The 23,524-nt window shown below is 70.4% G+C and carries 7 protein-coding genes; 4 read left to right on the forward strand and 3 right to left on the reverse strand.

The annotated features are described in order from the left end of the window. Positions 1-36: 36 nt before the first annotated feature. Genes B100_RS0130710 through B100_RS0130720 form a run of 3 tightly spaced genes read right to left on the reverse strand, consistent with a single transcriptional unit; the run spans position 37 to position 13,387 of the window. Complete coding sequence (locus tag B100_RS0130710) at positions 37-4,065, reverse strand: Eco57I restriction-modification methylase domain-containing protein (protein WP_024888209.1); 4,029 nt, start codon at positions 4,063-4,065, stop codon at positions 37-39. After that, complete coding sequence (locus tag B100_RS0130715) at positions 4,065-7,013, reverse strand: helicase-related protein (protein ID WP_024888210.1); 2,949 nt, start codon at positions 7,011-7,013, stop codon at positions 4,065-4,067. Before B100_RS0130715 ends, B100_RS0130710 begins: the two co-directional genes overlap by 1 nt. Before the next feature lie 38 nt (positions 7,014-7,051). Then, positions 7,052-13,387 (reverse strand): protein kinase domain-containing protein, encoded by a 6,336-nt coding sequence (locus tag B100_RS0130720; RefSeq protein WP_024888211.1) that lies wholly within the window; start codon positions 13,385-13,387, stop codon positions 7,052-7,054. Positions 13,388-13,610: 223 nt separating this feature from the next. Here B100_RS0130720 and B100_RS34960 point away from each other — a divergent pair, with 223 nt between their 5' ends. Genes B100_RS34960 through B100_RS0130740 form a run of 4 tightly spaced genes read left to right on the forward strand, consistent with a single transcriptional unit; the run spans position 13,611 to position 23,522 of the window. Beyond that, positions 13,611-17,414, forward strand: a complete 3,804-nt coding sequence (locus B100_RS34960; RefSeq protein ID WP_078541270.1) for a sigma-70 family RNA polymerase sigma factor — start codon at positions 13,611-13,613, stop codon at positions 17,412-17,414. Between the two features lie 53 nt (positions 17,415-17,467). Next, a complete protein-coding gene (locus B100_RS0130730; protein WP_024888213.1) occupies positions 17,468-20,596 on the forward strand; it encodes a helicase-related protein in 3,129 nt (1,042 codons plus the stop codon). Further along, entirely contained in the window at positions 20,593-22,443 is a 1,851-nt protein-coding gene (gene drmB, locus B100_RS0130735) for a DUF1998 domain-containing protein (protein ID WP_024888214.1), read from the forward strand. Before B100_RS0130730 ends, drmB begins: the two co-directional genes overlap by 4 nt. Then, the gene (locus B100_RS0130740; protein ID WP_024888215.1) at positions 22,440-23,522 is read left to right on the forward strand and encodes a DNA helicase; all 1,083 of its coding nucleotides are present in this window, start codon (positions 22,440-22,442) and stop codon (positions 23,520-23,522) included. The genes drmB and B100_RS0130740 overlap by 4 nt, the downstream gene beginning before the upstream one ends. The last annotated feature ends 2 nt before the right edge of the window (positions 23,523-23,524 follow it).

Raw genomic sequence — 23,524 nt, forward strand, 5'->3', positions numbered from 1 at the left:
GAAACGAGACATCGGCACCCCGGGATACGAGATCGGTCAGGCGAGGTGACGAGGGCCGTGGCCCGGAGGCGGGGTGAGGGTGGAAGTGTAGTTCTCGCCGTCGACGAGCGGATTCTCCAGGGTGAGGCCAGCGGCGGCCATGCGGTCGTACTCGATGAGGATCAGTTCCTTGGTGCGGTAGGTGCCGTACTTTGCTTCGTCCTTGCGGCGAACGATGGGGAAGGTGTCGAGGATGTAGTCCACGTCCTTGCGGGAGACTCCGTAGAGGTGGAAGAAGAGGGCGTCGAGTTCGATCCGGATGTGTCGACGGCGGTCCTCGTCCCATTGAAAGGGTGCCTTGGTGTCACCTAGGTCGGCGGCAAGCGGCTGCAGTTCATGGTTTGTATACGAAAGTTCTACGACGCGATTCTGAATGAACCTTGAGTGCGTCATGAGGACCTCGGGTGAAGGTACAGGGATCTGCTCAGACGTACTCTGCGGAATACTCGGCTGACTAAAGCTATTGCGCAGAGTGAAGTCATATGCGAACGAGTTGAGAGTTGCCTCCAGCAGGACGAGGTGCCTCGCGTCCGGCCCTGCGGAGATGATCCATCCATACGATGCGGCGCCCCACGGGATGAGGGTCGCGATGCTCGTCCGGTCGTCGTTGTTGCGTGCCACTCGGCGATGACCGAGCAATGCACTGGTGCAGCCGAAGTGTCGCCGAGCCAGTCGTGCGGCGGTGTCTTCGTCCGAGACCCAGTACTGCGGCTGGACGACGAAGTCCGCAGATGCGAGGTCGGCGGCGGTGAACTCACGGGAACTAACGGAGTCGGCGAAACGGTGGGAGTACTGGTGGCCCATCCGCCCTTCATGAAGAGGGAGCATCTTCTTCTCTCCCTTGGTGAAGACGTTGCCTTCAAGGAGCCATCCGTCCGATTCAAGCTCCGCGCGTGAATGGAGTAGATGGGAGTCATGGGACATGTCGAACATGCGCATGAGGGACACCCCCCAAGGGTTACTTCTGGTGGCGTGGCGGTTGATTAGGACTGGGTGCCGCCGATAGACGCCGAGCGTGATCTCGGCATCTCGGCGCGACCTGAACACCGGAAGTGTCCCGGTGTTCGGGTTGAGTAGAGCGATCTCCTCGGGCGTCAGCGCAAACGTCTTGTCCGGATCATCCAGTTCTGCTGGGTCGTGCAGGAAGAACGCGAATCTAGCCGCCGGCTCACGCAGCGAATTGCCGACCATGGAAAGAATGCTGAATTTCATGCGAGAATCCACGGCAGGGAAGAGGCCACTGCGGTTCTCGAAGTCGTATAGTGCCGCAATCGACCCACGCCGGACCAGATCGCCAGAAAAGTGCTGCGTTCGTGCGTCCGTGGCGATTCCCGTCGGGACGATCACCCCCGCCCGTCCCTTCGGCCCGAGCAGTATGCGATCCGTCTCTGTGAAGACGGCGTACGTGTTGAGGTTTCCCTGCCCCGTCAGAGGCACCCGGCCCGACCTCCGCAGAAAGTGACTCTCGGCGTAGACCTTCCGCTTGCCCGCTTCGAACTCCTCGTACAGAGGAAGCGTGTCAGGGGAGTCCTTGAGCGCTTCGATCATCTTCTTCCGTACGGCTGTCCTCGACGCTCCCGCGACCTCGGGTGCCCGCTGCGCGAAGAACTCCTGCTCTTTGAACTCCACGCTGTCCCACGGCGGGTTCCCCACGACACAGTCGAAGCCTCCCGCCCAGCCAGTGTCCGGAAACACACCTCGGCCGTCCTCCGGCACGGAGAATACCTCGGGGAACTCTAGGTGCCAGTGGAAGAACGCGAACTGCTCGCGCAGCCTGTCGATCTCGGCCTTGGTCTCCGCTGCCACCCCCTGACTGCTGGAGTCCTCCAGGGCCTTGAACACCGCGTACGTCACTGGCCGAGGCGCCTCGGGAGTCTTCAACCACACGAAAGCAGCGCACCAGGCGTCGGCCACGCGCAGAGCACGCTGGTACTCGGACGAGCCGGTCCACTTCTCGTAGGCGTCTTCCTGCCGACGTACGTCGGTCAACTCCTCCGCATCGACGAGCGTGATGGACCGCAGGCGCTTGGCGAACGCCGTGTTGGTTACCTTGACTGACTCGCTACCCAAGTCGAACAGGCTGCCTTGGCCGACCCGTTCCTGCTGGTTGATTTTCTCCAGGGCCTTCGCGTGCTTCTTGTCGTCGCCCTCCGTCGCGATGAACGCCTCGTCGGGGATACCGCCCTGGAGGAGCTTGGGCGTGGCGCCGATCAAGCCGTTGCCCTGCTTCACGTGGGCGTCCAGGAAGCTCAGCGGCCTACCGGGCTCCAGAGCCTCCAGCCACAGTGAGACCTTCGCCAGGTCCACGGCCATCGGGTTGAGGTCCACGCCGTAGATGCAGCGGGCCACGACCTCGTGCAGTGCATGGCGGACTGCGTTCAACGTCGGCTCGGGGTTGCGCTCCCGTACCGCCGCGACCCGCTTGGCGATACGGCGGGCCGCCGCCACGAGGAAGTGCCCGGAACCACAGGCAGGGTCGCAGACCGTCAACGACAGCAGCTCGTTCACGATCGCGTCCGACGGGTCGGCCGCACCCGACTGCGCGGCTGCTTCCTCGCCGCGCTTCATGGCGTCCTCTATCACCGGGTCCAGGCTGGAGTTCAGCAAGCACTCGATGAGCGACGACGGCGTGTAGTAGCTGCCTGTCGTCTTCCGGGTGTTGCCCGCCACCTCGATCAGCGTGAACGTCCGCTCGGCCGCGCTGTACTTCGGCTCAAGTTCCAGCAGTGACTCGTACACCGATCCCAGCTCCTCGGCGTCGAGGTGCCGGTAGTCAACCGCCCGCCAGCGGCCCGAGCTGCTGTCTCGTACCTGAGACAGGTGGCGTACGGCCGTCAGCAGTGCCTCGTTGGAGAGCTTCAGGCCGCGCAGAGGGGCGTCCGTGTCCGTGTCGTTGAACAGGCCGCCGAGGCCGGGGAGACCCAGTTCGGGACGACCCTTCTCCTCGCCGAGAGCCGTCAGGACAATGCGCAGGGCCTCGTACAGGTCACCGTGGGAGGTTCCACGCCGCTTCCGGGCGTGGGCGCGCAGGCGGGCCGACGAGAAGTACGTCTCGTACCGCTCGCGCGCGATTCCGTCTGCGCCCGGCGACAGCAGCGCGTCGCGGTCCTCCGCCACGAAGACGAACAGGAGCCGGTACACCAGGCGCAGCAGCGCCTTCTGCAAGGGCTTCGGGCGGACGTCCTCGCGCAGTGAGCCGTTCTCCGGGTGCCGCAGGAAACCCGTGCCCAGCGCCGTGATGGCCTCCTGGACGCCCTTCCGCAGCTGGTCCAGCGCCCGCGTGCCGCTGGCAATGGCCTCGGTCCGCCACTTCTCCAGCCAGCACGAAGACGGCGCCGCCCCCTCCGCCACCTCGACCCGCGACACGTGCAGCAGCCGGTACAGCAGCACGAACTCGCTGAACAGCTCCCCGTCGAAGATCGCCTCCAGGTCGAACTCGACGTACGACGCCGTGGCCAGCGCGCTGGAGTCGCGCAGCAGGCGCACCTGGCGCCCGTTCGTCAGGACGCCCCACAGGTGGGCCTCCGTCCGGTTCAGGCACTCCTGGAGCATCGACTGGGGCGGGACCGTGCCCGCGCCGGCCGGGCGCTTGTCCAGCTCGGCGTTCCAGGCGGTCTGGTGGATCAGGGCGTGGTCCCAGCGGTGGGAGACCGGGAACTTCTTCTCCGCGTCCGAGTCGGCCGCGATGCCCGCCGGGCCGACCGGCGTCAGCCGGCCGAAGCCCAGCTCCCGCCAGAGCGGTGCCAGCCAGTCGGTGTCGGCGCGGCCGGTCGGGTCGCCGGCCGGAACGCCCGTCTCCGTGTCCTCGGGGAGGTGCTTGCGCAGGTCGCGCCAGAGCGGCTTCAGGTACTCCCAGCTGCGCTCGGCCTCGTCCCGTACCGACCGCGAGGACGGCAGGCCGTAGTCGGCGGGCTTGGAGCCGGGGACGTCCCTGCCCTCGGAGATGCGGACCAGCATGTCGGCCGGCAGCAGGCCGCCGACGGTGTGGACGGCGGTGAACACCTGGTTGCGGGTGGTGGCGGACATCAGGCGGACACTCCAGCGGGAACAGAGGCGGTCGCGGGCAGGTAGACGTAGGCGCCGAGGACGTCGGCGGGCTTCTGGGCGGTGACGGACAGACCCCGGACGATCTCGCCCGACGCGGCGCGCACCCGGCGGTGGGAGGCGTCCAGCTCGGCGGCCAGCTCGTCGCCGTACGACTCCAGGTACGGCGTCACCTCGCCCAGTTGGTCCAGGATGCGGGTCATCGTGCGCTCGCCGGACGCCGCGGCCGTGTTCTCCGTCGCCCGCGCCTCCAGCAGTTCCACCGCCCGCTCCTGCGGCAGCCACACCGCGTTCCTCGGGGCGCCCTCGAAGGCCAGCAGGCGGGCGTCCTCCGCCACCACCTGCTTCTCGCCGTTCCGGGACGGCAGGGTCAGGTGGAAGCGGTAGCGGACCAGCAGCAGCGTCGTCCGCGTCGTCACCGCGTCCGTCGTCACCACGCCGCACCGGCGGGCCGGACGGGCGCCGTCCGCCTGCGTGTCCAGGGCCGCGTTCAGCACGTGCGACGCCAGCGCGCCCACCACCGGATCCGTGCGGACCAGCGCCGCCTCGCCCCGTGCCACCGCCGGGGTCGACCGGAACGGGATCGGACGGTCCCGTTCGACCGTCTCCGCCCCCACCACCGGCGCCAGCGCGTCCCGCAGGCCCACCGGCGTGCCGCCGACCTGTGCCGTGAAGTCCGCGCCGGAGTCGCCGGAGTCCCGCAGCACCGCGCCCAGCGCGTTCAGCGACTCCCGTACGAACGTGTCGATCTCGCCCGCACCGCCCAGCGCCTCCCGAACGGCGGCGACCTCGCGGGCCACCTCCTCCGGGTGGATGGAGCGCTGCGCGAACCGCGACCGGGACGCCTTCTCGCGGTCGGCCGCCGAGTTCCAGTCCTGCTCCAGGTCCGCGAAGCTCTGCTGGAAGGAGTCTGACTCGAACAGTGCCGCCTGCTCGCCCTGCCGGCCGCGCAGCAGCAGCCACTCCACGATCGCGTCCGTGACACCCGTCGACATCTCGTCCGGCACCGACACCGAGATGCCCAGGTCCTTCTTGATCTGGCGGTGCTTCTTGATCAGCACCTCCAGGACCTTGCCGTCGATGCCGTTGTCGTCGCCGTACAGCGTGATGACGCGGACCTCGTCACGCTTCTGCCCGTACCGGTCGACGCGGCCCTCGCGCTGGTCGTGGCGGGTCGGGTTCCACGCCAGGTCGTAGTGGAGGACGGCGTCGAAGTGGTGCTGGAGGTTCACGCCCTCCGACAGGCAGTCGGTGGCGATCAGGACGCGGCGCGCGGCAGCGTCCTCGCCGGCCTCCGCCGCCAGCTCCTCGATGCGGTCGATGCGCTGCTGCGGGGAGAGCGTGCCGGTGACCGCCTTGACGACCGTCTTCGCGCCGAGCGGGCTGCGCTTCTTCGTCTCCGGGTCGTTGCCGAGCTGCTCCGCCAGGTACTCGGCGGTCGGGATGTAGCGGCAGAAGACGATCGGGTTGTAGCCGTCGGCCAGCAGGGCCTTGAGGTGCTTGATGAGCGCCTTCAGCTTCAGGTCCTGCGCCGGGCCCTCCAACCCCTGCGCCCGCTTCGCGAGTTCGGCGAGGCGCGAGCCCGCGTTCTCCTCCGTCTCCGCGCCCGGGGCCACGTCCATGCCCTCCAGCGCGTCGCTGTCCGCCGAGTCGCTGGTCAGCGGGGCGCCGAGCCGGTCCGCCTCCTCCGCCGACGCGGCCACCGCCGCCGCGGACCGGGTGCGCAGGGTCTGCGCCGCCGCCCTCGGCGACGACACCAGGGAGCGCAGCAGCGCGATCGCCGACCACCAGGCGATGCGAGCCTCGCGCCGGCCCTGGCCGTCCGCCTCCTCCACGCGCTCGCTCGCGTACGCGATCGCGTCGTCGAGCAGCGCCCGGTACTCGGGGGACAGCTTGTACGTCTCGTCCTTGAAGTAGCGGTCGGACGGGAACGCCGTGCGCTCGGCGAGCGAGTCGTCCGCCAGACCGTCCTCCTTCGTCAGGTACTGGCGTACGTCCGCCCGCTTGCGGGCCACGAAGTGCTGGGCGAGGAGCTTGCGGCCCTTTTCCGAGTCCAGGTCCACGTGCGCCAGCTCCGGCCTGACCAGGCCCAGCAGGTTGCGGAACGCGGACTCCTTGCCGCTGTGCGGGGTCGCCGTCACCAGCAGCAGGTGCCGTTCGGCGTCCTCCGCGACACGGCGCAGCAGCTCGTAACGCAGCTGGTTCTGCGTGCTCACCTTCGAGTCGTCGGAGGTCACGCAGGTGTGCGCCTCGTCGACGATCACCAGGTCGGGGCAGTGCCGTACGAAGTCGTCACGGTGGCGGGTGGACTTGATGAAGTCCGTGGAGACGATCACGTGCGGGTACTTGTCGAACAGCGACTGGCCCAGGTCCAGGCCCCGTTCCAGACGGGAGACCGTCGACGACAGCACCAGTTCCGCGTCGATGCCGAACTTCGACCGCAGTTCCTGCTGCCACTGCTCCGCCAGCGCGGGCGAGCACAGCACCGCCAGGCCCGTCGCCTCGCCCTGCGCCAGCAACTCGCCCGCGATCAGGCCCGCCTCCACCGTCTTGCCGATGCCGACGTCGTCGGAGATCAGCATGCGGACCGTCTTCTGGCGCAACGCCATCAGCAGCGGGACGAGCTGGTATGCGCGCGGCTCCACCGCGATCCCGGCCAGCGAGCGGAACGGGCCCGCGCCCGAGCGGAAGCCGACGCGCAGCGCCGTGCGCAGCAGACCGGCCGCCCGCTGGTCACCGAGATCGCCGGGGACCGGCGGGGCGAACTCGGCGCCCTTCACCGTCTCGAAGGCCGGGAACACCGCCGCGATGTCGTCGTCCGAGCCGCCCAGCGGGCGCAGCACCAGCAGGTCGGGCTCGCTCTCGGGGAGTACGACCCACTCCCGGCCGCGTGCGGTGACCAGGGAGCCTGCGGAGTACGTGAGTGCCATGTCAGTCGTCAGATCCTCGGAACGGAGAGGTGCGGCGGTCAGTTGGTGGTCGGGTTGCCGAAGCAGTCGGCGTAGCGGCCGGCGAGCGCGTCCCAGTCGTCGCCGGGGCGGAAGCGGACGGCCTCCCAGCCGGCATCGAAGAGGCGTTCCTCGGCGTCCTCGTCGCGCAGGGCGGTCTGCTCCGTGTCCGGCAGGTCGACGAAGACGGCCAGGCGGGTGCCGGGCTGCCGGTAGACGTAGTCGGGCATGGCGTTGGCCTCGGTGAGGAGGGCGCTGGTCTCCGTCGGCAGGTTGAGGCCCTTGGCCTTCACCCAGCCCAGGAAGTCACCCTGCTCCACCAGCTCCGCGGCCGCGGCGGCCTCCACTACCGTGGGCTCGGCCGGGGCCGGGACGGAGGTCCCGGCGACCAGCCGCCGGTACTGCTCCGACCGCGACTCCCCGCGCACCTCCCGCGTGGCCGTCGCCGACGCGAAGCGCACGAGCAGCGCCGCCACCGTGTGGCGGTTGATCCGCGCGTGGTCGAGCTGGTTGCCGTACGTCAGCAGGCACTCGTAGCAGCCGAGCGCGCAGGCGCGGTCGCCGCGGTGGGCCTTGCCGCCCTCGTCCGTGCCGTCGGCGGCGAAGTGGCAGATCTCCAGGGCGCGGCGGGCCGCCTTCGCCATGGCGTCGTCCTCCGCCTGCAAGCGGCGCAGGACGCCCGCGCCGCCCTCCGCGGCCTCCATGAACAGGATGCGGCGGCGCGGACCGTCGTCCGGCGGCAGCAGCTCGGCCGTCAGCTCGGCGTCCTCCAGCTCGAAGGCCGCCTCGATGCCCCGCTCCAGCGCGTACATCAGCGTCAGCGCGACCGGCTCGGGCAGCGCCTCGTCGAGGGTGACGACGAGGATGTTCCGGCGGTCCTCCACGAACGGGATGACCCGCTTCTTGCGGCGCCGCTCGTTGCCGTCGGCGTCGATCACCGGGAGTTCGCTGGAGTCGCCGGACGCCTCGGACGCGTCCTTGTCGTTCATCCAGCGGCCGTCCGCCAGGTCGAGCCAGTAGCCGGGCGGCTCGTCCTTCTTGGCCCGCACCCGGCCCGTGTTGGTGATGCGGATGGTCGCGGAGTCCCCGTAGGCGATCTCGGCGAGCTGCCCGCCTGCCGCGTCGGCGACCGTCGCGTTCAGGCGGCCCCGGCGGGCGCCGTGGTCGTGGAAGCGGTACGACGTCTCCAGCCGGAAGCCGGCCCGGCGCCGCTCCTCCTCGTCCGAGGAGATCCGCTCGCGGCGCGTGGTGTACACGGTGTGCAGGTGCAGCAGGCCGTACGTCGCTGAGCTCAGCGGCTCGGCGCAGAAGCCGCAGCGGTCCTCGCGGTCCTTCGGGTCGTGGTGGTAGCCGCAGTACGCGCAGCGGCGGGCCTCGCCCGTGGTCAGCTCGCCGGAGGAGTCCGGGGGGAGCTGGATGCGGGTCACCTGGTAGCGGGCGCCCTCGTGGTAGATGAGTGAGCCGGGGCCGAACTCGCGGATGGCGAGGAAACGCGGCCGCTGGAGGTAGTCACCGTCCCCGCGACGGCGCCCGATCGTCGGGATGTACGCGGCCAGCGGCAGGCGCGGGAAGCTGTAGCCGGGCAGGAAGCCCTCGGAGGCCAGGTAGCGGTACGGGTTGAAGTCCGAGAGGACCGACTTGCTGTCGACGCTCTCGTTCATCAGCAGGTTGAGCTGTGTCTCCGCCTCGCGGCGGCGGGCGTTGGCGCGGTTGCGGTCGGTCTCCGTGAGGCTGTAGTCGAGACGGCGCTTGTTCTGCACATACTGGTCGTCCAGCGCGGCGCGGAACAGGCTGCGCCAGCGGTCGAAGGCGCGGTCGAAGCGCTCCGGGACCGTGCGCACCTTGTCCTGGATCCAGTCGTCGTGCCACCAGGTGGTGTCGGCGAACTCCTTCAGCAGCGGGCCCAGGACGGCCAGGGCCGCGTCCACCGTGCGGCGCTGCGCGCCGTCGTCGTGCGAGGCGTCCAGGATGTCGGGCAGCAGCTCCAGGGCCGGGTCGGGGCGGTCGCCGGTGTCCGGGTGGGACACGTCCAGCACGTCCGGGATGGAGCGGCCCAGACGCAGGCCCGCCTCGGCGATCCAGATGCCCTGGAGGTGGGAGAGGACCAGGTCCTCGTTGGCGAGGTCCAGGCGGGGCGGGGCGACCGCGCCCGCGACCATGCGCTCGGAGCGGCGGAAGTAGTACTGGTCGTGGCTGTTGCCCGTCGCGCAGTACGTCGTCACCAGCGCGGGCTGGCCGCTGCGGCCCGCACGGCCGGACCGCTGGGCGTAGTTCGCGGGCGTGGGCGGCACGTTGCGCATCATCACCGCGTTCAGCGAGGAGATGTCGACGCCCAGTTCCATCGTGGGGGAGCAGTACAGCAGCTTCAACTCCGCCTTGCGGAACGCCTCCTCGCGCTTCTCCCGGTCCTCCGGCGCCACCTGCGCGGTGTGTTCGCGGGCGAACAGGCCCGCGAGCGCGTCGGCGGTCTCCCGGTACAGCTTGAGGAAGAAGGTGTTGATGCGCGGGCCGTCGCCGCTCTGGTAGGTGCGGGTGAGCGGGTCGTGCGCGCCCGACTCGCCCTTGCCCGCCCGCCAGACCAGCGACTGGGCGGCGACCCGGTAGCCGGTCGTCGTCGGTCCTGACGGGCGGCGGAAGCGGCCGGGGCGCTGCGGGGCGGTCTCGACCTCCTTCACCAGGCCCGCCTTCGCGAGCACCGTCAGCAGCTGGGTGATGATCAGCTGGAGGTCGTCCTGGTCCAGCCCGGCGAAGGAAGTGTCCGTTCGCCTCAGGTACTTGCCGTACTTGCCGCGCGCCGACAGGAACAGGCTGGCTCGGTCGGCGCCCGGACGCGACGGGTGCGGGTACGCCGTGCCGACCTTCGGCTTGTCACCGGCCGACAACACCCACGGGTCCACCAGCCGTTCCTCGGTGGCCCGTTGCAACGACTCGAAGGTGTCGTCGCGGAAGTAGGACACGTCGATCGCCAGCGAGCGGCGCATCTCGTCGAGGAGCGCCTTGACGATCTCCGCGCGCAGTGCCGGGTCGGCGTCCCGCAGGGCGGGGTGCGTGGTCTCCCAGCGGTCCTGCTTGCCGGCCACCCAGTGCAGGTCCTCGTAGTCGATCTCCAGCAGGCCCGTCTGCTCCAGGTTGGGCATGGTGATGCGCCAGCCGCGCTCCAGGTCGAGGTAGAGCCGGAAGGCGACCATGTCGCGCAGCGTGCGGGCCGCGTTGCGGGCCAGGCCGGGGGAGAGGTCCGTGTCGCCGGTGTAGTCGCCGGGGGCGAGGGCGAGGGCGTTGGTGACGGCCGAGGCCAGCTCCTCGTGGTGCAGGCCGCCCTCGCCCGCGTCCAGCGCCGCACGGTACAGGGCCCCGCGCAACTGGGTGATCTGCACGAAGTCGTTGAAGTGACCCGCCTGGAGGGAGGCGTCCTGCCGGTTGTCGACGAAGGTGAGGAGCTTGCGCGCCTCCTTGTCCAGGGCCTCCTCCGGCACCGACTTCAGCGACCGCACGATGGACGCCGAGACGAGTGACGTCGCCGACGAACGGCCCTCCTGGTCCAGCGTGGCCAGCTTGGCGAAGTCACGGCCGCGCGTCTGCTCGTACGCCACCCCACAGTGCAGGCAGAAGAGGAACGGGGACGGGATGAAGGCGGCCTTCAGCTCGCCCTGGCCCTCCTGGCCGTACGGGTCGACGGTGACCGCGCGCGGTACCCGGTCGCGGTAGGTGCGCTTGACGACCTCCTGGCCCCGGTCGTCCACCTCCAGCCAGGACTCCGGCAGCCGGCGGTCGTCGACGGCGTACTGCACGTTCGACGGCCACTCCCGCTCGTGGTCGACGTACAGGTAGCCGTCGCCCTGCCGGCCGCCGGTCGCCGAGGTGTCGCGGCGGGCCTCGTAGCGGACCTCACCGTCCTTCTCGGTGCGCCACACCGTCAGGTACTCCTGGCCGCACTCCCGGCAGAACGCCAGCGGCATCAGCAACTTGCCGCCGCTGCCCGGCTGTTCGAGCTGGTAGGAGCGGGTGAGGTGGCGGGAGAGCTTGTCCTCCAGGGTGACGTACACGGTGTCGCCCTTGGAGAGGAACTGGTGCAGCCGAAACGCGAACAGGGGGCGCTCGGTGAGCGGGTGGCGGGCCTGTGAACCCGCCTCCAGGGTGGCGCGGATGGCGGCTACGCAGTCCTTCTCGGGCACGCCGGACTGCTCGCTGAGCTCCTTCGCGGCGATCTCGATCTTCGCCGGCTGCTGGCGGACCAGGCGTCCCGACTCCGCGTCCTCGACCAGGCCGAAGCGGCTCTCGATCCAGCGGGCCAGCGGGTCGCGGACGAGGTCGTCGTAGGCGCGCGGGGCGGCGGGGGAGGTGAGGCGCTCGGCCGGGACGGTGTCGGGTGCCTCCCGGGTCGCGCGGACCAGGGTCTCGCCGATGACGTGCTCGGACCGCACCTTCGTACCGAACAGGGTGCTCGCGACCTGGGCGACCACACGGCGCTGGTCCTCCCAGGTACCCTCCGTCGACATGGTCGCCGAGGTGCCGATGCACTGAAGCTCCTCGGCCTGGCAGGCCTCGCGGACACGGCGGATGAGCAGGGCCACGTCGGCGCCCTGACGGCCCCGGTAGGTGTGCAGTTCGTCGAAGACCAGGAACTCCAGGCCCCGCGCCATCCGGATCAGGCTCGCCCGGTCGGCGGGGCGGGTGAGCATCAGCTCCAGCATCACGTAGTTGGTGAGGAGGATGTCCGGCGGATTGTCGCGGATCTCCTTGCGCTTCTCGTCGTCCTCCTGGCCCGTGTAACGGGCGAAGGTGACCGGCTCCTTCCCGGTGCCGTATCCGTCGCGCAGGTACTTCTCCAGCTCGCGCAGCTGGCTGTTGGCGAGCGCGTTCATCGGGTAGACGATGATCGCGCGCACGCGCTTGGGGGCGTTCGGGCCTTCCTCGTCCCGCTGGTGCAGCACCTTGTTGACGATCGGCACGATGTAGGCGAGGGACTTGCCGGACCCCGTGCCGGTTGTCAGCACGTACGAGGCGCCGGAGGCGGCGGCGTCGATGGCGTCGCGCTGGTGGCGGTGGAGGGTGAGCGGGCGGCCGTCGCAGACGGTGCCGCCCTCCGTCTTCTTCGCCTGGAAGATACGGGCGCACTCGGCGTGCAGCACCTTCTGCTGGGCGAGTTCGACGACGGTGCCGCCGCCCTGGAAGAACGGGTTCAGCGACAGCCAGGGGTCCGGCCACTGTGACTTGTCGTCGAGGTCCTGCTCGACGAAGCCGGCGATGCGGTCGTCACGGATGACGGTGCCGCCCTCGGTGAAGGAGCGGTAGTCCTTGATGAGGGCCCGGTGGACGCCGAAGACGTCCATGCCGGCTCCGGCGGCCGGGGCCTGCGCGGCGGTGGGCTCCTCGCCTTCGTCGTCGGCGGCCGTAGCAGGGGCGGAGGCCGGGGCGGGCGCCGCCTCGCGCACGGGCACGGTCGGGTCGAGCGCAGCCCAGTGCGGCAGCAGTGACGCCCCGGCGTCGGGCACGGCGAGCGGCAGCAGCGCCTCCCGGACGGTCACCGCGTCTGCGGGACGGTCCGCCGGATCCTTGGCCAGCAGACGCTCCACCAGTCGGGCCAGCTCCACCGGGACCTCGCGGCGGATCGCGCGTACCGGGGCCGGCTGCTGGTTCACATGGCGGTCGGCGAGTTCGAATGCGGACTCGCTGGTGAACGGGGGAACGCCGACCAGCATCTCGTACAGCACGCAGCCCAGCGCGTAGAGGTCGGCGGCCTGGGTCACCTGCTTGGCCTGGCACTGCTCCGGGGCCATGTAGCGGGCGGTGCCCACGCTGACGCCGGTGCTGGTCAGCCGGGTCTGGTCCGGGTCGTCGGCGATGCTGCCCATGCCGAAGTCCAGCACCTTGACCGTGCCGCCCTGCGTGAGCATCACGTTCGCCGGCTTCAGGTCGCGGTGCACGACACCGGCGGTGTGGGCGGCGGCGAGGCCGGCCGCTATCTGCGCGCCGATCGCGGCGGCCCAGGAGACGGGCAGCTGGGACTCCTCCTCGATCAGGTCGCGCAGGGTCTCGCCGTCCAGGAACTCCATGGCCAGGTAGGGCAGGCCGCCCGCCTGCTCGTCGATGCCGCCCGCCACCAGACGGGTCAGGTTGGGATGGCGCAGCCTCCGGGTGATGCGCACCTCGCGGGAGAAGCGCTGCACGGCCTTGGTGTCGCCACCGGTGTCGATCTGCGAGCCGGTGCGGCGGCGCAGGATCGTCTTGACGGCCACGGCGCGCTCGGGAGTGCCCTCCGGGGCGTGCAGGTCCTCCGCCCGGTGAACCTCCCCCATGTTGCCCCTGCCGACGACCTGTCCGATGCGGAACCTGCCGTCGACCAGCTCCTTGCTCACTGCCCCTCGCTCCTTCGTCCCTCGTGCACGTTCCCGCGTCCTGCCCTGCCCGGGCCGACGGGAACCCCCCTCACGTGTCGCTGCGCCCACTCATCGTGACAGAGGGCAAGCGGCAGTAGGCGTTACCGTACACGAAGGAGGGGTGAAGGTGTAGCCGTTGTATCTGTTGACATCATCAACGCATCACCCCTAGCGTGGCTGTGGAATCGGCGGGAGGGGACTCATGGCGCGGTTGGCTGCGGACGACAGTGGCTCGTCCGCTCTGCGCGCGGCGCTCGGTGCGCTGCTGACGCAGTTGCGGAGTGCGGCCGTGGAGGGTGTCGTACCGGAACGCGTCTTCGCCGAGAGCGTGCGGAACCTCGCCCTGGGGGACGCAGAGCGGGAGCGACTGCGGCACGAGCTGGCCCGGCTGGGACTGCCCGTGGGGGAATTGCACGTGCACACAGAAGGCGACCGTCGAGACGGTGGAAAGGTTGCACAGAACTGTGGGGAAAGTGTGTTCCCACGGTTGTCTCCGGTGCGACACCTGCTCACCCGGTACGCGGACGCCGACGGTTACGTCACCTCGCGGGTCATCGACGGTGTGGTGCGGCTCGCCGGACTCAGTGCGCGTGAGGCCGCTCAGCTGCGGACCGAGACGTTGGTGCGGGCGCCAGAAGGGGAGCAGGGCACCGGGGACGGAGAGGGAACCGGTGAGACGGCAACGTCGTCGGCAGCGGCAGGAGAAGACACCGGTGATTCGGAGGGCTCGGCAGCCGGTGATCCGGAGGATGCCGGAGTCGACGGGGTGGACCTGGAGGAGCCGCCTGCCGGACCGGTGGTGCAGGGGGACCTCGCGGAGTCGGTAGCCGCGGCGCACGCCGTTCTGGACACCGACCGACGCGTGCGGAACCCCGGCGGCCGGTTGCTGAGCGCGCAGGCCGAGGTGGGTCTGGCCGTGCTGGTGCGGGGCGGGCCGGACCGTATCGCCGAGGAACCGACCGACGACGAGCTGACGGCCCTCCCGCCGGACGACCTCAGAATCCGGGCACGGGACTGCCTCGTCCTGCACAACCAGCGACTCGTGCACGCGCTGGTGCGGCCCCATCTGGAGCAAGGGCTCGACTACGAGGACCTCCTCCAGCACGGCTTCCTCGGCCTGCTCAGGGCCGTCCGGAAATTCGATCCCGCCAAGGGCTTCAAGTTCTCCACCTATGCCACCTGGTGGATCCGCCAGGCCATCACCCGGGCCATCGCCGACGAGGGCGCGCTGATCCGGGTCCCGGTGCACATGCACGAACAGATGCGGAAAGTCGCCAGGGCCGAACGGGCCCTCGCCGCCGAGGGGCGGCGCGCGGGCGACGCCGATGTCGCGGTGCGGTGCGACATGACCCTGCAGAAGGTGCAGGAGATCCGACGCCTGACCCACCGCACCGACTCCCTGGACCGTGTCATCGGCGACGGGGCGACACTGGCGGACTTCGTGGAGGAGACCTGCACCCTGCCGCCGGTGGAGACGCACGTGGTCGGTGCTCTGTATGTGGACGACGTGCTGGCCGTGGTGGACACCTTCACCGAACGGGAGGCGCGCATCCTCGTGCGGCGGCTCGGGCTCGACGGGGACGAGCCCTCGACGCTGGACGAACTTGGCCGCGAGTTCGGGGTGACGAGGGAGCGCATCCGGCAGATCGAGGGCAAGGCGCGACCGGCGTTGCGCGTCCGGCTGCGCGAGGCGGGCCTTGTCGGCATCGAGGCCGCGTGCGAGAAGGCCGAGCGTGAGGCGGAACGCGACGCCGAGGCCAAGAGGGCGGCACGGGTCGCCCGTTCCGCTCAGGCGGCCCGGTCCCTCCGCATACGGCTCGCCCTGCGCAGGATGAGGGCGGAGCGCCTTGCCCGGCTGGCCGCACAACAGGCCGAGGATGCCGACGCCGTTCCGGTCGTCGAGGCGGAGCCCGGACACACGGTGACGACGGACGCCCATGACGACGCCGGCGCCGCTGCGGCTGTCGATGCCGAGGACGCGGTCGATCCCCGTGCGGCTGCTCAGACGCAGGAGGCCGTCGACGCCTGTGCGGCGCTGGCCACAGAGGAGGCTGTCGACGCGGGTGCGGCGCCGGCTGTCGTCACCACTGACGCGGTGCCGGACGTCGTCGCAGCCAACTGGGAGCGTGCGTGCCAGATGGCCGAGGCACCCGTCGACCAGCTCTGGTGGCTCGTCGACTACGTGCGGGCGGCGCTCGGCCACGATGGTCTTGCGGCACTGCTGGGCCGGTCGGCCGCCGACAAGACGGTGAGGGATGCCCGTGAAGGCGAACGCCTGTCGCGTGAGGTACTGACTGCGCTGGAAGTGCTGCGCCGCGTCTTCGACGCACTGGTGGCTGCCGGGCGAACGCCGGAGGACTTCCTCGACCGTCCCACCAAGGCGCTCGTCGGAGCGACGCCCCGCGACTATCTCGAACGTAGGCCCCTGGTGAACCGCGAGTCCCGACTGGCCGTGCGGGACGCCCTGCGCGAATTCCTCGCCACCGTGCCAACCAGGAACCGGGACGCCGACGCGCGGGAGCGGACGCGAGTAGTGGAGGCGGACGCTTCCAAGGCGCTGCGGCCCGAGGCGGCAGCGGAGACGGTCATGGACACGGCAGGACAGGCTTCTGACGTCGTCGCTACCGACACCCCGGTCGCGTCCCCGCAGATCACCGCCGACTGGGACAAGGCCCTGGCTCTGCCGGAACCGCCGCTGGGCGGGGGAGTGTCCTGGCTTGCCGAGTACGCGCTGCTGGCCCTGGGGCATCTCCAGTTGTCCGTGCTCCTCGGCTCACCGGCCGCCGATGCCGTGGTGCGGGCGGCACGCCAACGGGGCATGCTCGATCGCCCTGTCATCCAGGCCCTGGAAACGCTCGTGGACGTCGTCTCCGCGGTCAAGCAGAGAGGGCTGCGACCTGAGCACTTCTTCGAGTCGCCCGCCGACGTGCTGGCCGGGGTGACTCCCCGCGCCTACCTCGCCACGAAGCCCCTGGTCCGCGCCGCGTCGCGCGTCGCCGTCCGTGATGCGCTCCGGAGGTTCATGGCGGCATCGCCGGAGTCGGTCGGTCCCACGGCGGAAGAAGGCAGCGACGACCTCGGTACCCCCAGGACTCCGCTGGGTGGCGCGAGGGACGGGAATCAGGCGTCGGAACCTTCGGATTCGGCGCGGGAGGCACAGCTGCCGGCAGGGCCCGAGCGGCTGCCGGCCGAGAACCAGGCCCTGGATGAGGACCGGTTCGCCTCACTGATGCGGGAACACGAGCGTCTGCTGAACGAGGAGCGGCGCGCCGCGGAAGAGCGCGTCGCGGCCGTCCGGGTGGAGTCCGAACGTGAACTCGACGCGTGGGAGGAGGTGCTGTTCGCGCGCATGGACGCCCTCCTGCTCCGGCGTGAGCGGCGCGTCCGTGCCGAGGCCGAGGTACGCGTCGCACAGCTCAAGGAACAGCACCACGCGGCGTACCGGTCGGTGCTGGACAGGGCGCAGAAGGCCGAGGAGGCCGCCCGGTCGGCGCACGAGCAGCGGGACCGGACCGGCGTCCTGGAACTGCGTCTGCGTCAGTACCGCGAGGGTGCCGAGGCGCGGATCGCGGACCTTGAGTCGCGGCTGAGTGAAGCCGAGACGGCTGCCGCCGAGCGTGAACGCGCCGCCGGCGCGTGGATCGCCGAACTGGAGACCCGAGTACAGAGGGCCGAGGCGGCCGTCGCCGAACGGGAGCGTGCCGCCGCGTCGGCACGGGAGGAGTACCGCCGGGGTGCTCACCTGCGCATCGCCGAACTGGAGGCCCGACTGCGGGACGCCGAGGAGGCCCTCGTGCAACGGGTGGCGTTCGCCGAGTCGGCCCGTTGGCGCGCCGAGGAGGCCGAGCAACAGGCGGCACAGCGCATCGCACAGAGTGAGCACGACGCCTGGCTGCGCATCACGGCCCTGCAGACACAGCTCGACCAGGCCCAGGCGCAACTGGCCGCAGCGCAGGAAGCGGAACGCGGCCGCGGATTCCTCCGGGACCGGTGGCGCAGGTCCTGAGCCCGCCGACCCTCCCCTCGTCCCTTCACCCCTTCAAGAAGACCAGGAATGCCATGGACCCCAGACAGGAACTCGTCTCCTACCTGCGGCGGCAACTCGTCGGTCCCGTCGACGGCGACGACGAGACGCTCGACGCACCGCCCGACCGGCAGTACCTGATGGGCACCCTCTATCCGCAGGAAGCCGATCTGCAGGGTCAGCTCGACCTCTCCAGGGAGGAGTTCGAGGGTGCCGGCACCGAGCGGGGAGCCGAGGACACCGCACCGGCGGGCGACCCCGTACCGGAGTCGAACTCCTGGCTGCCGTCCTCGCTCGGATTCAGCTTCTACACCGACGCCGAGACCCTCGAGGTCGAGTGCTCCGCCGCCCGCTACCTGACCCGGTCGCGCAGCGGTCAGCGCGGCCGCACCTGGCAACGGGTCGCGATCCCCGCAGAGACACACCTCCTCGGTTCCGACCGCCATCACGTCTCCGTACTGGACGGGCGAGCCGAACTTCGTATCACGCGCAGGAACTTCGGTTCCGGGAAGCTCGTCACCGTCGCCCTCGTCAACGCGGCCCAGTACGACCCCGCCACTGGGAAGACCGCCCACTGGGACGGGATGCTGTTCCAGGTGGAACTGCGGGCACGGCCCGTCGACGGTCAAGTGCTCCAGTACCCGAGCGTGCGCCTCGCCAGCCGCGACCTGGAGGAGCAGGAACTGCGCCTCCAGTACCGCCACGTGCGCACCCACGCCGTGGGCCACGGGTGCGCCGTCGAGGAACTGCGCGACGACAGCGGGCAGGCGGTGACCGGACTCCGGGCGGCCGTGATGCCCGAGGCGGAGGTCACGGGCGTACGAGCCGCCGGACTGACCGACACACCGGTGCTCAACCTCGCCCACCTCGCCGACCCGGCCGTCTCCGTCGACCAACTCCGCGAGGAAATAGCCGAGTTCGCCTCCGCCTACCGCGCCTGGTACGTCGGTCAGCTCAGCACGGAGGTGCCCGAGTGGGGACGCGAGGCCGCCCAGCGCGTGCTCGCACGGATCGGCACTGCCGTATCTCGCATCGAGTCCGGCGTACGCACCCTCTGCGACCCCCGGCGCCCTGAACTGCTGCACGCGTTCCGGGCCGCCAACCACGCCATGGCGCTGCAGATGCGCCACTCCGCCGCCGACCTCGCCGGCACCCGGCGCTCCCGCCGCGACAACGGCGTACCGCCGAACCCGGAGCCGTTCCCGGACGCCACCTGGCGCCCCTTCCAGCTCGCGTTCTTCCTGCTCGCCGTCGACGGCGCCGCCGACCCCCGGCACCCGGACCGCGCCGTCACGGACCTCATCTGGTTCCCCACCGGTGGCGGCAAGACCGAGGCGTACCTGCTGCTGGCCGCGTTCGTGATGGTGCTGCGACGGGGCGGGCAGGACGGCGGAGGCACCGCCGTACTCAGCCGCTACACCCTCAGCCTGCTGACGACGCAGCAGTTCCAGCGTGCCGCCACGACCGTGTGCGCCCTCGAGTCCATGCGCCGCGCCGACCCGGCCACCTACGGTGAGGAGCCGTTCTCCATCGGGCTGTGGGTCGGTGAGACCACCACTGCTAACAGCTACGACAAGGCGCGCCGCGACTTCGAGACCGCGCGGGCCGCCGCCACCCCGGACGACGTGTTCATCCTCGACCGCTGCCCGTGGTGCGGCACACGCATCCTGCCCGCCCACAAGTCGCCGGACATCGGCGACTACGGGGTGCGCGCCGCCGCCGACTCCTTCGTCTTCTTCTGCCCGAGGGACGCGTGCCTCTTCCACGACGAGCTGCCCATCGCCGTCGTGGACGAACACCTGTACGACCGTCCGCCCACCTTCGTCCTCGGCACCGTCGACAAGTTCGCCAGGCTCGCCTGGGAACCCCGAGCCGGGCGGCTCTTCGGGTCCGGCACCGGGAACCGTCCTCCGTCCCTTGTCATCCAGGACGAACTTCACCTGCTCACCGGCCCGCTGGGCACCACGGTCGGGCTCTACGAGGCCGCCGTCCTCGGGCTGTGCACCGCACCGGACGGAACCCGCCCGAAGGTCGTGGCGTCCACGGCCACCATCCGCCGCTCGGGAGAACAGGTGCGCGCCCTCTACGGGGGAGACGTCCAGCTCTTCCCGCCCGCCGGGCTCGACGCCCGCCACTCCTACTTCGCCGAGCCCGACACCTCCCGGCCGGGCCGCCGCTACGTCGGTGTCATGGCCCAGGGACACACGGCCGGCCGCGCGTCCGTCGCCACCGCCGCCGCCCTGCTCCAGGGAGCCTGGGAACTGCCCGAGGAACACCGGGACGCCTACTGGACCCTCGTCGCCTACCACCACAGCCTGCGCGAACTGGGCCGCACGGTCACCGCCGCCGCCGACGACATCCCCTCCCAGCTCGCCGGACTCGACTGCGGCAACGGCGTACGCCCCCTGCCGGACCAGCAGGTCGAGGAACTCACCAGCAACCTGCCCCGCTCCGAGCAGCCCGTGCTGCTGGACCGGTTGGAGAAGAGCTGGGACGACACCAAGTCCGTGTCGTTCCTGCCCTGCACCAACATGCTGTCCGTGGGTGTCGACGTGAAGCGGCTCGCGCTGATGCTGATGCAGGGCCAGCCCAAGACGACCGCCGAGTACATCCAGGCCACCAGCCGCGTGGGCCGGCACTCCGTACCCGGACTGGTCGTCACGTTTTTCAACGCCACCCGTCCCAGGGACCGTTCGCACTACGAGACCTTCGACGTCTACCACCGGGCGCTCTACCGGCACGTCGAACCCACCAGCGTCACCCCCTGGTCCGTTCCCTCCCGACGTCGCGCCCTGCACGCCGTGCTCATCGTCCTCGTACGGCACCGGCTCGGACTCGCGGCCGAGAACCAGGCGGGAGCCGTCCTCGACCGGACACCGGAAGCCGAGATGCTGATCGAGGAGTTGGCCGCCCGCGCCGAGACCGCGGAGCCGGACGCGGGTGACGCGGTGCGCAAGGAACTCGCCGGGCTGCTATCCGAGTGGGAGGACCTCGCGCGCCAGGCCCGTAAGGACGGCCGCGAGCTGTACTACCGCAGCCAGGGCAAGGGCCAGTCCAACCTCATCAAGAGCTTCGAGCAGGTCCACGGCCTGTGGGAGACACCGAACTCCATGCGCAGCGTCGACCGGGAATGCCAGGTGACAGTGAAGGGAGCCGACCTGTGAGCCGCACACTCCGGGTACGTCAGTCGCAGACCGTGGTGCCCTTCGGCGTCGGGGCCGTCTTCGACATCCAGGGCGAGTCGTTCGTCGCCACCGGCATCGGCGACTGGCCGTCACGCGGCAGGCAGCCGATCGAGTCGGCTCGGCTCGCGGGCCGCCTGGGCGTCTCCGGCTTCTTCGCCGCACCCGCCACCGCCAACGACCGCTTCGACATCGCCGACGCGCCCGGAGCGCCCTACATCCGCTTCCCCTCCTGGCTGTTTTGCGGGGCGTGCCGACGCATGAAGCGATGGCGGATCGCCGATGAGAAACACGGACAGGCACCACGCTGCCCGTCCTGCTCCCCGGCGCGGACGCTCGCACCCATGCGGTTCGTGCAGATCTGCCAGGCCGGTCATCTCAGCGACGTCGACTGGTGGTTCTGGGCGCACTCACGGCGGGACGGGGGCGAGCGGCGGCAGTGCGGGGAGCGCGAGAAACTGAAGTTCCTCGTCTCGGAACGGGCCTCCGGCCTCGAAGCGCTGTCCGTCGCCTGTACAGCGAAGGACTGCGGGGCCGTCCGGGACCTGCTCGACGTGCTCGGCACGCACGGCATGCGCTGCTCGGGCCGCAACCCGTGGCAGCGCGCGAGTGAGGCCGTACCGTGCACGAGGCCCGTGCAGATCGTGCAACGCACCGCCGGCAACCTGTACTACCCGATCGTGCACTCGGCGCTCGACATCCCTGAGACCGACGTACCCGCCCACGCCGACGACGCGCTCGCGGACCAGGTGCGCGAACACCACCTGTGGGTGTCACTGTGCCGGGACACGGCATCACCGCGCGCCGTGCTCTTCCGGCAGATGATCCAGGAGGACACGGGGGCCGATGACGCCTTGCTGGACGCTCTCCTCGCCGAGGAGACGGGAGCCATGGGTCCGACCGCCACCGCTGCCGCGTCCGAAGGCCTCGCCAAGCCGGACCTGAGCAGGGAGGAATGGGCCGCGTTCACGGCACCGGTCCCGCCGGCCACCCGAGACTTCGCGCTGCGCGAGACGACGCTCGGACTGGCGGGGGAGACCGCTGAACCCTGGGCCGGTCTCGCTGCCCGCTTCGGCCGCATCGTCCTCGCCGACCGGCTCCGCGAGGTCCGCGCCCTGTCGGGTTTCACGCGGGTCTCCCCGGAGGCCGGCGTCGTCCCTGCCAACACCTCCCGCCGGTTGAAGTGGCTGCCCGCCGTCGAGGTCTTCGGCGAAGGCATCTTCCTCACCCTTGACCGCGCCGCGCTGAAGGACTGGGAGGACGATCCGGACGTACGAAGGCGCGTCCAGGGCATGCGTGCCGACCTCGACCGCTCCTTCCAGAGAGACCGACTGGAGAGCGTGACCGGACCGGAACTGTCACCCCGCTTCGTCCTCCTGCACACCCTGGCCCACCTGCTCATCCGGCAGCTGTCCTTCGAGTCCGGCTACACGACGGCGAGCCTGCGCGAGCGGATCTACGCCCGACCCGAGCAGGACCAGTACGGCGTCCTCGTGTACACGGCCGCCGGTGACGCCGAGGGCACCCTGGGCGGACTCGTCCGCCAGGGCGAACCACCCCGGCTGGCCGAAACGCTGCTGCGCATGACCGAGTCGGCCGCCTGGTGCTCCGCCGACCCGCTGTGCGCCGAACACACGGGCCAGGGGTTCGGCAACCTCAACCGGGCTGCCTGCCACGCCTGCGCTCTGCTGCCGGAGACCAGTTGCGAGGCCGGGAACAGCCTCCTGGACCGGGCCCTCGTCATCGGCGGCGAGCGGGTCCCCGGCTACCTGCAACCCATCGTCAGCGCGGCCCGCGCCGCCGCGGCCGACGCCCTGGAGCAGCCATGACCATCACCTACCTCGACCTCGCCCCCGACCAGCGCGCGGAACTCGACGGCCTGCCCTTCGACGGCAACCATCTGGTCAGCGGGCCACCGGGCAGCGGCAAGAGCATCCTGGCCGCGCAGCGCGCCATCATGCTCGCCCTCACTGGCACACCCGTGGCCCTGCTGACCTATTCGAACCTACTGCGCCAGTCGCTCGCGGGGACCGTGCACGCGCTGGGGGCGGCGGACCGGTCGGTCCGCGTCATGACGGCACACCGCTGGCTCGCCGAGTGGTACGGCGCGACACCGCCCCGCACCGAAGACGGATGGTACGACTGGGACGCGCTCCACAACCGGGCCGCCGATCCCGCGTCCACCGCGCCCACCCTGGTCGTCGACGAAGGCCAGGACCTGCCGCCCGAGTTCTACCTGCTCTGCCGCATGCTCCATGCTCGTACGACCGTCTTCGCGGATGAGTGCCAGCGGCTCACGGACACCAACTCGACCCTCGACGAGATCGTCCGCAACCTCGGCCGGTGCACGCGGCACGACCTCGACGGCAACCACCGCAACGCTGAGCAGATCGCGGAACTCGCCGCTCACTTCCACACGGGGAAGGGCTCGCCGGTCCTCCCGGGACGGCAGGGACCGGTCCCACGCCTCCACCGTTTCCATGAGCGGGGCGCAGCGGACCTGCTCATCCTGCTGGCCCAGACACAGCCGAGCAAGAGCATCGGAGTCGTCGCGGCCACCAAGCACATGCAGTTCTCACTGCTCGGCAGCGTCCAAAACCGTGCCCCACGGCTCAAACCTCAGCTGTACACCTCGGAGTCCAAGGGGAACCTCTACCGGAATCTGGACCTGGCCCGTCCCGGCATCGTGATCGTGCATCGCGCCAGCGCGAAAGGACTCAGCTTCGACACCGTGGTCATCCCCGACACGCACCACGACGCGGCGACGGACCCCACCTCCGCGGGGATACGGATGTCCTACTACGTCATGGCCACCCGGGCCCGGCAGGAACTGCACCTTGGCTACGAGGGGGACGTGGAGCCGCCTTTGCTGGCTCAGGTGAACCCACGGGTGCTGCACCGGGGATAGGA

It is taken from the genome of Streptomyces sp. CNH189, assembly GCF_000527195.1.

What these genes read in the sequence shown, in the direction of transcription:
- B100_RS0130710 (WP_024888209.1), bottom strand. Translation starts at nt 4,065, where the DNA reads ATGTCCGCCACCACCCGCAACCAGGTGTTCACCGCCGTCCACACCGTC.
- B100_RS0130715 (WP_024888210.1), bottom strand. Translation starts at nt 7,013, where the DNA reads ATGGCACTCACGTACTCCGCAGGCTCCCTGGTCACCGCACGCGGCCGG.
- B100_RS34960 (WP_078541270.1), top strand. Translation starts at nt 13,611, where the DNA reads ATGGCGCGGTTGGCTGCGGACGACAGTGGCTCGTCCGCTCTGCGCGCG.
- B100_RS0130730 (WP_024888213.1), top strand. Translation starts at nt 17,468, where the DNA reads ATGGACCCCAGACAGGAACTCGTCTCCTACCTGCGGCGGCAACTCGTC.
- B100_RS0130740 (WP_024888215.1), top strand. Translation starts at nt 22,440, where the DNA reads ATGACCATCACCTACCTCGACCTCGCCCCCGACCAGCGCGCGGAACTC.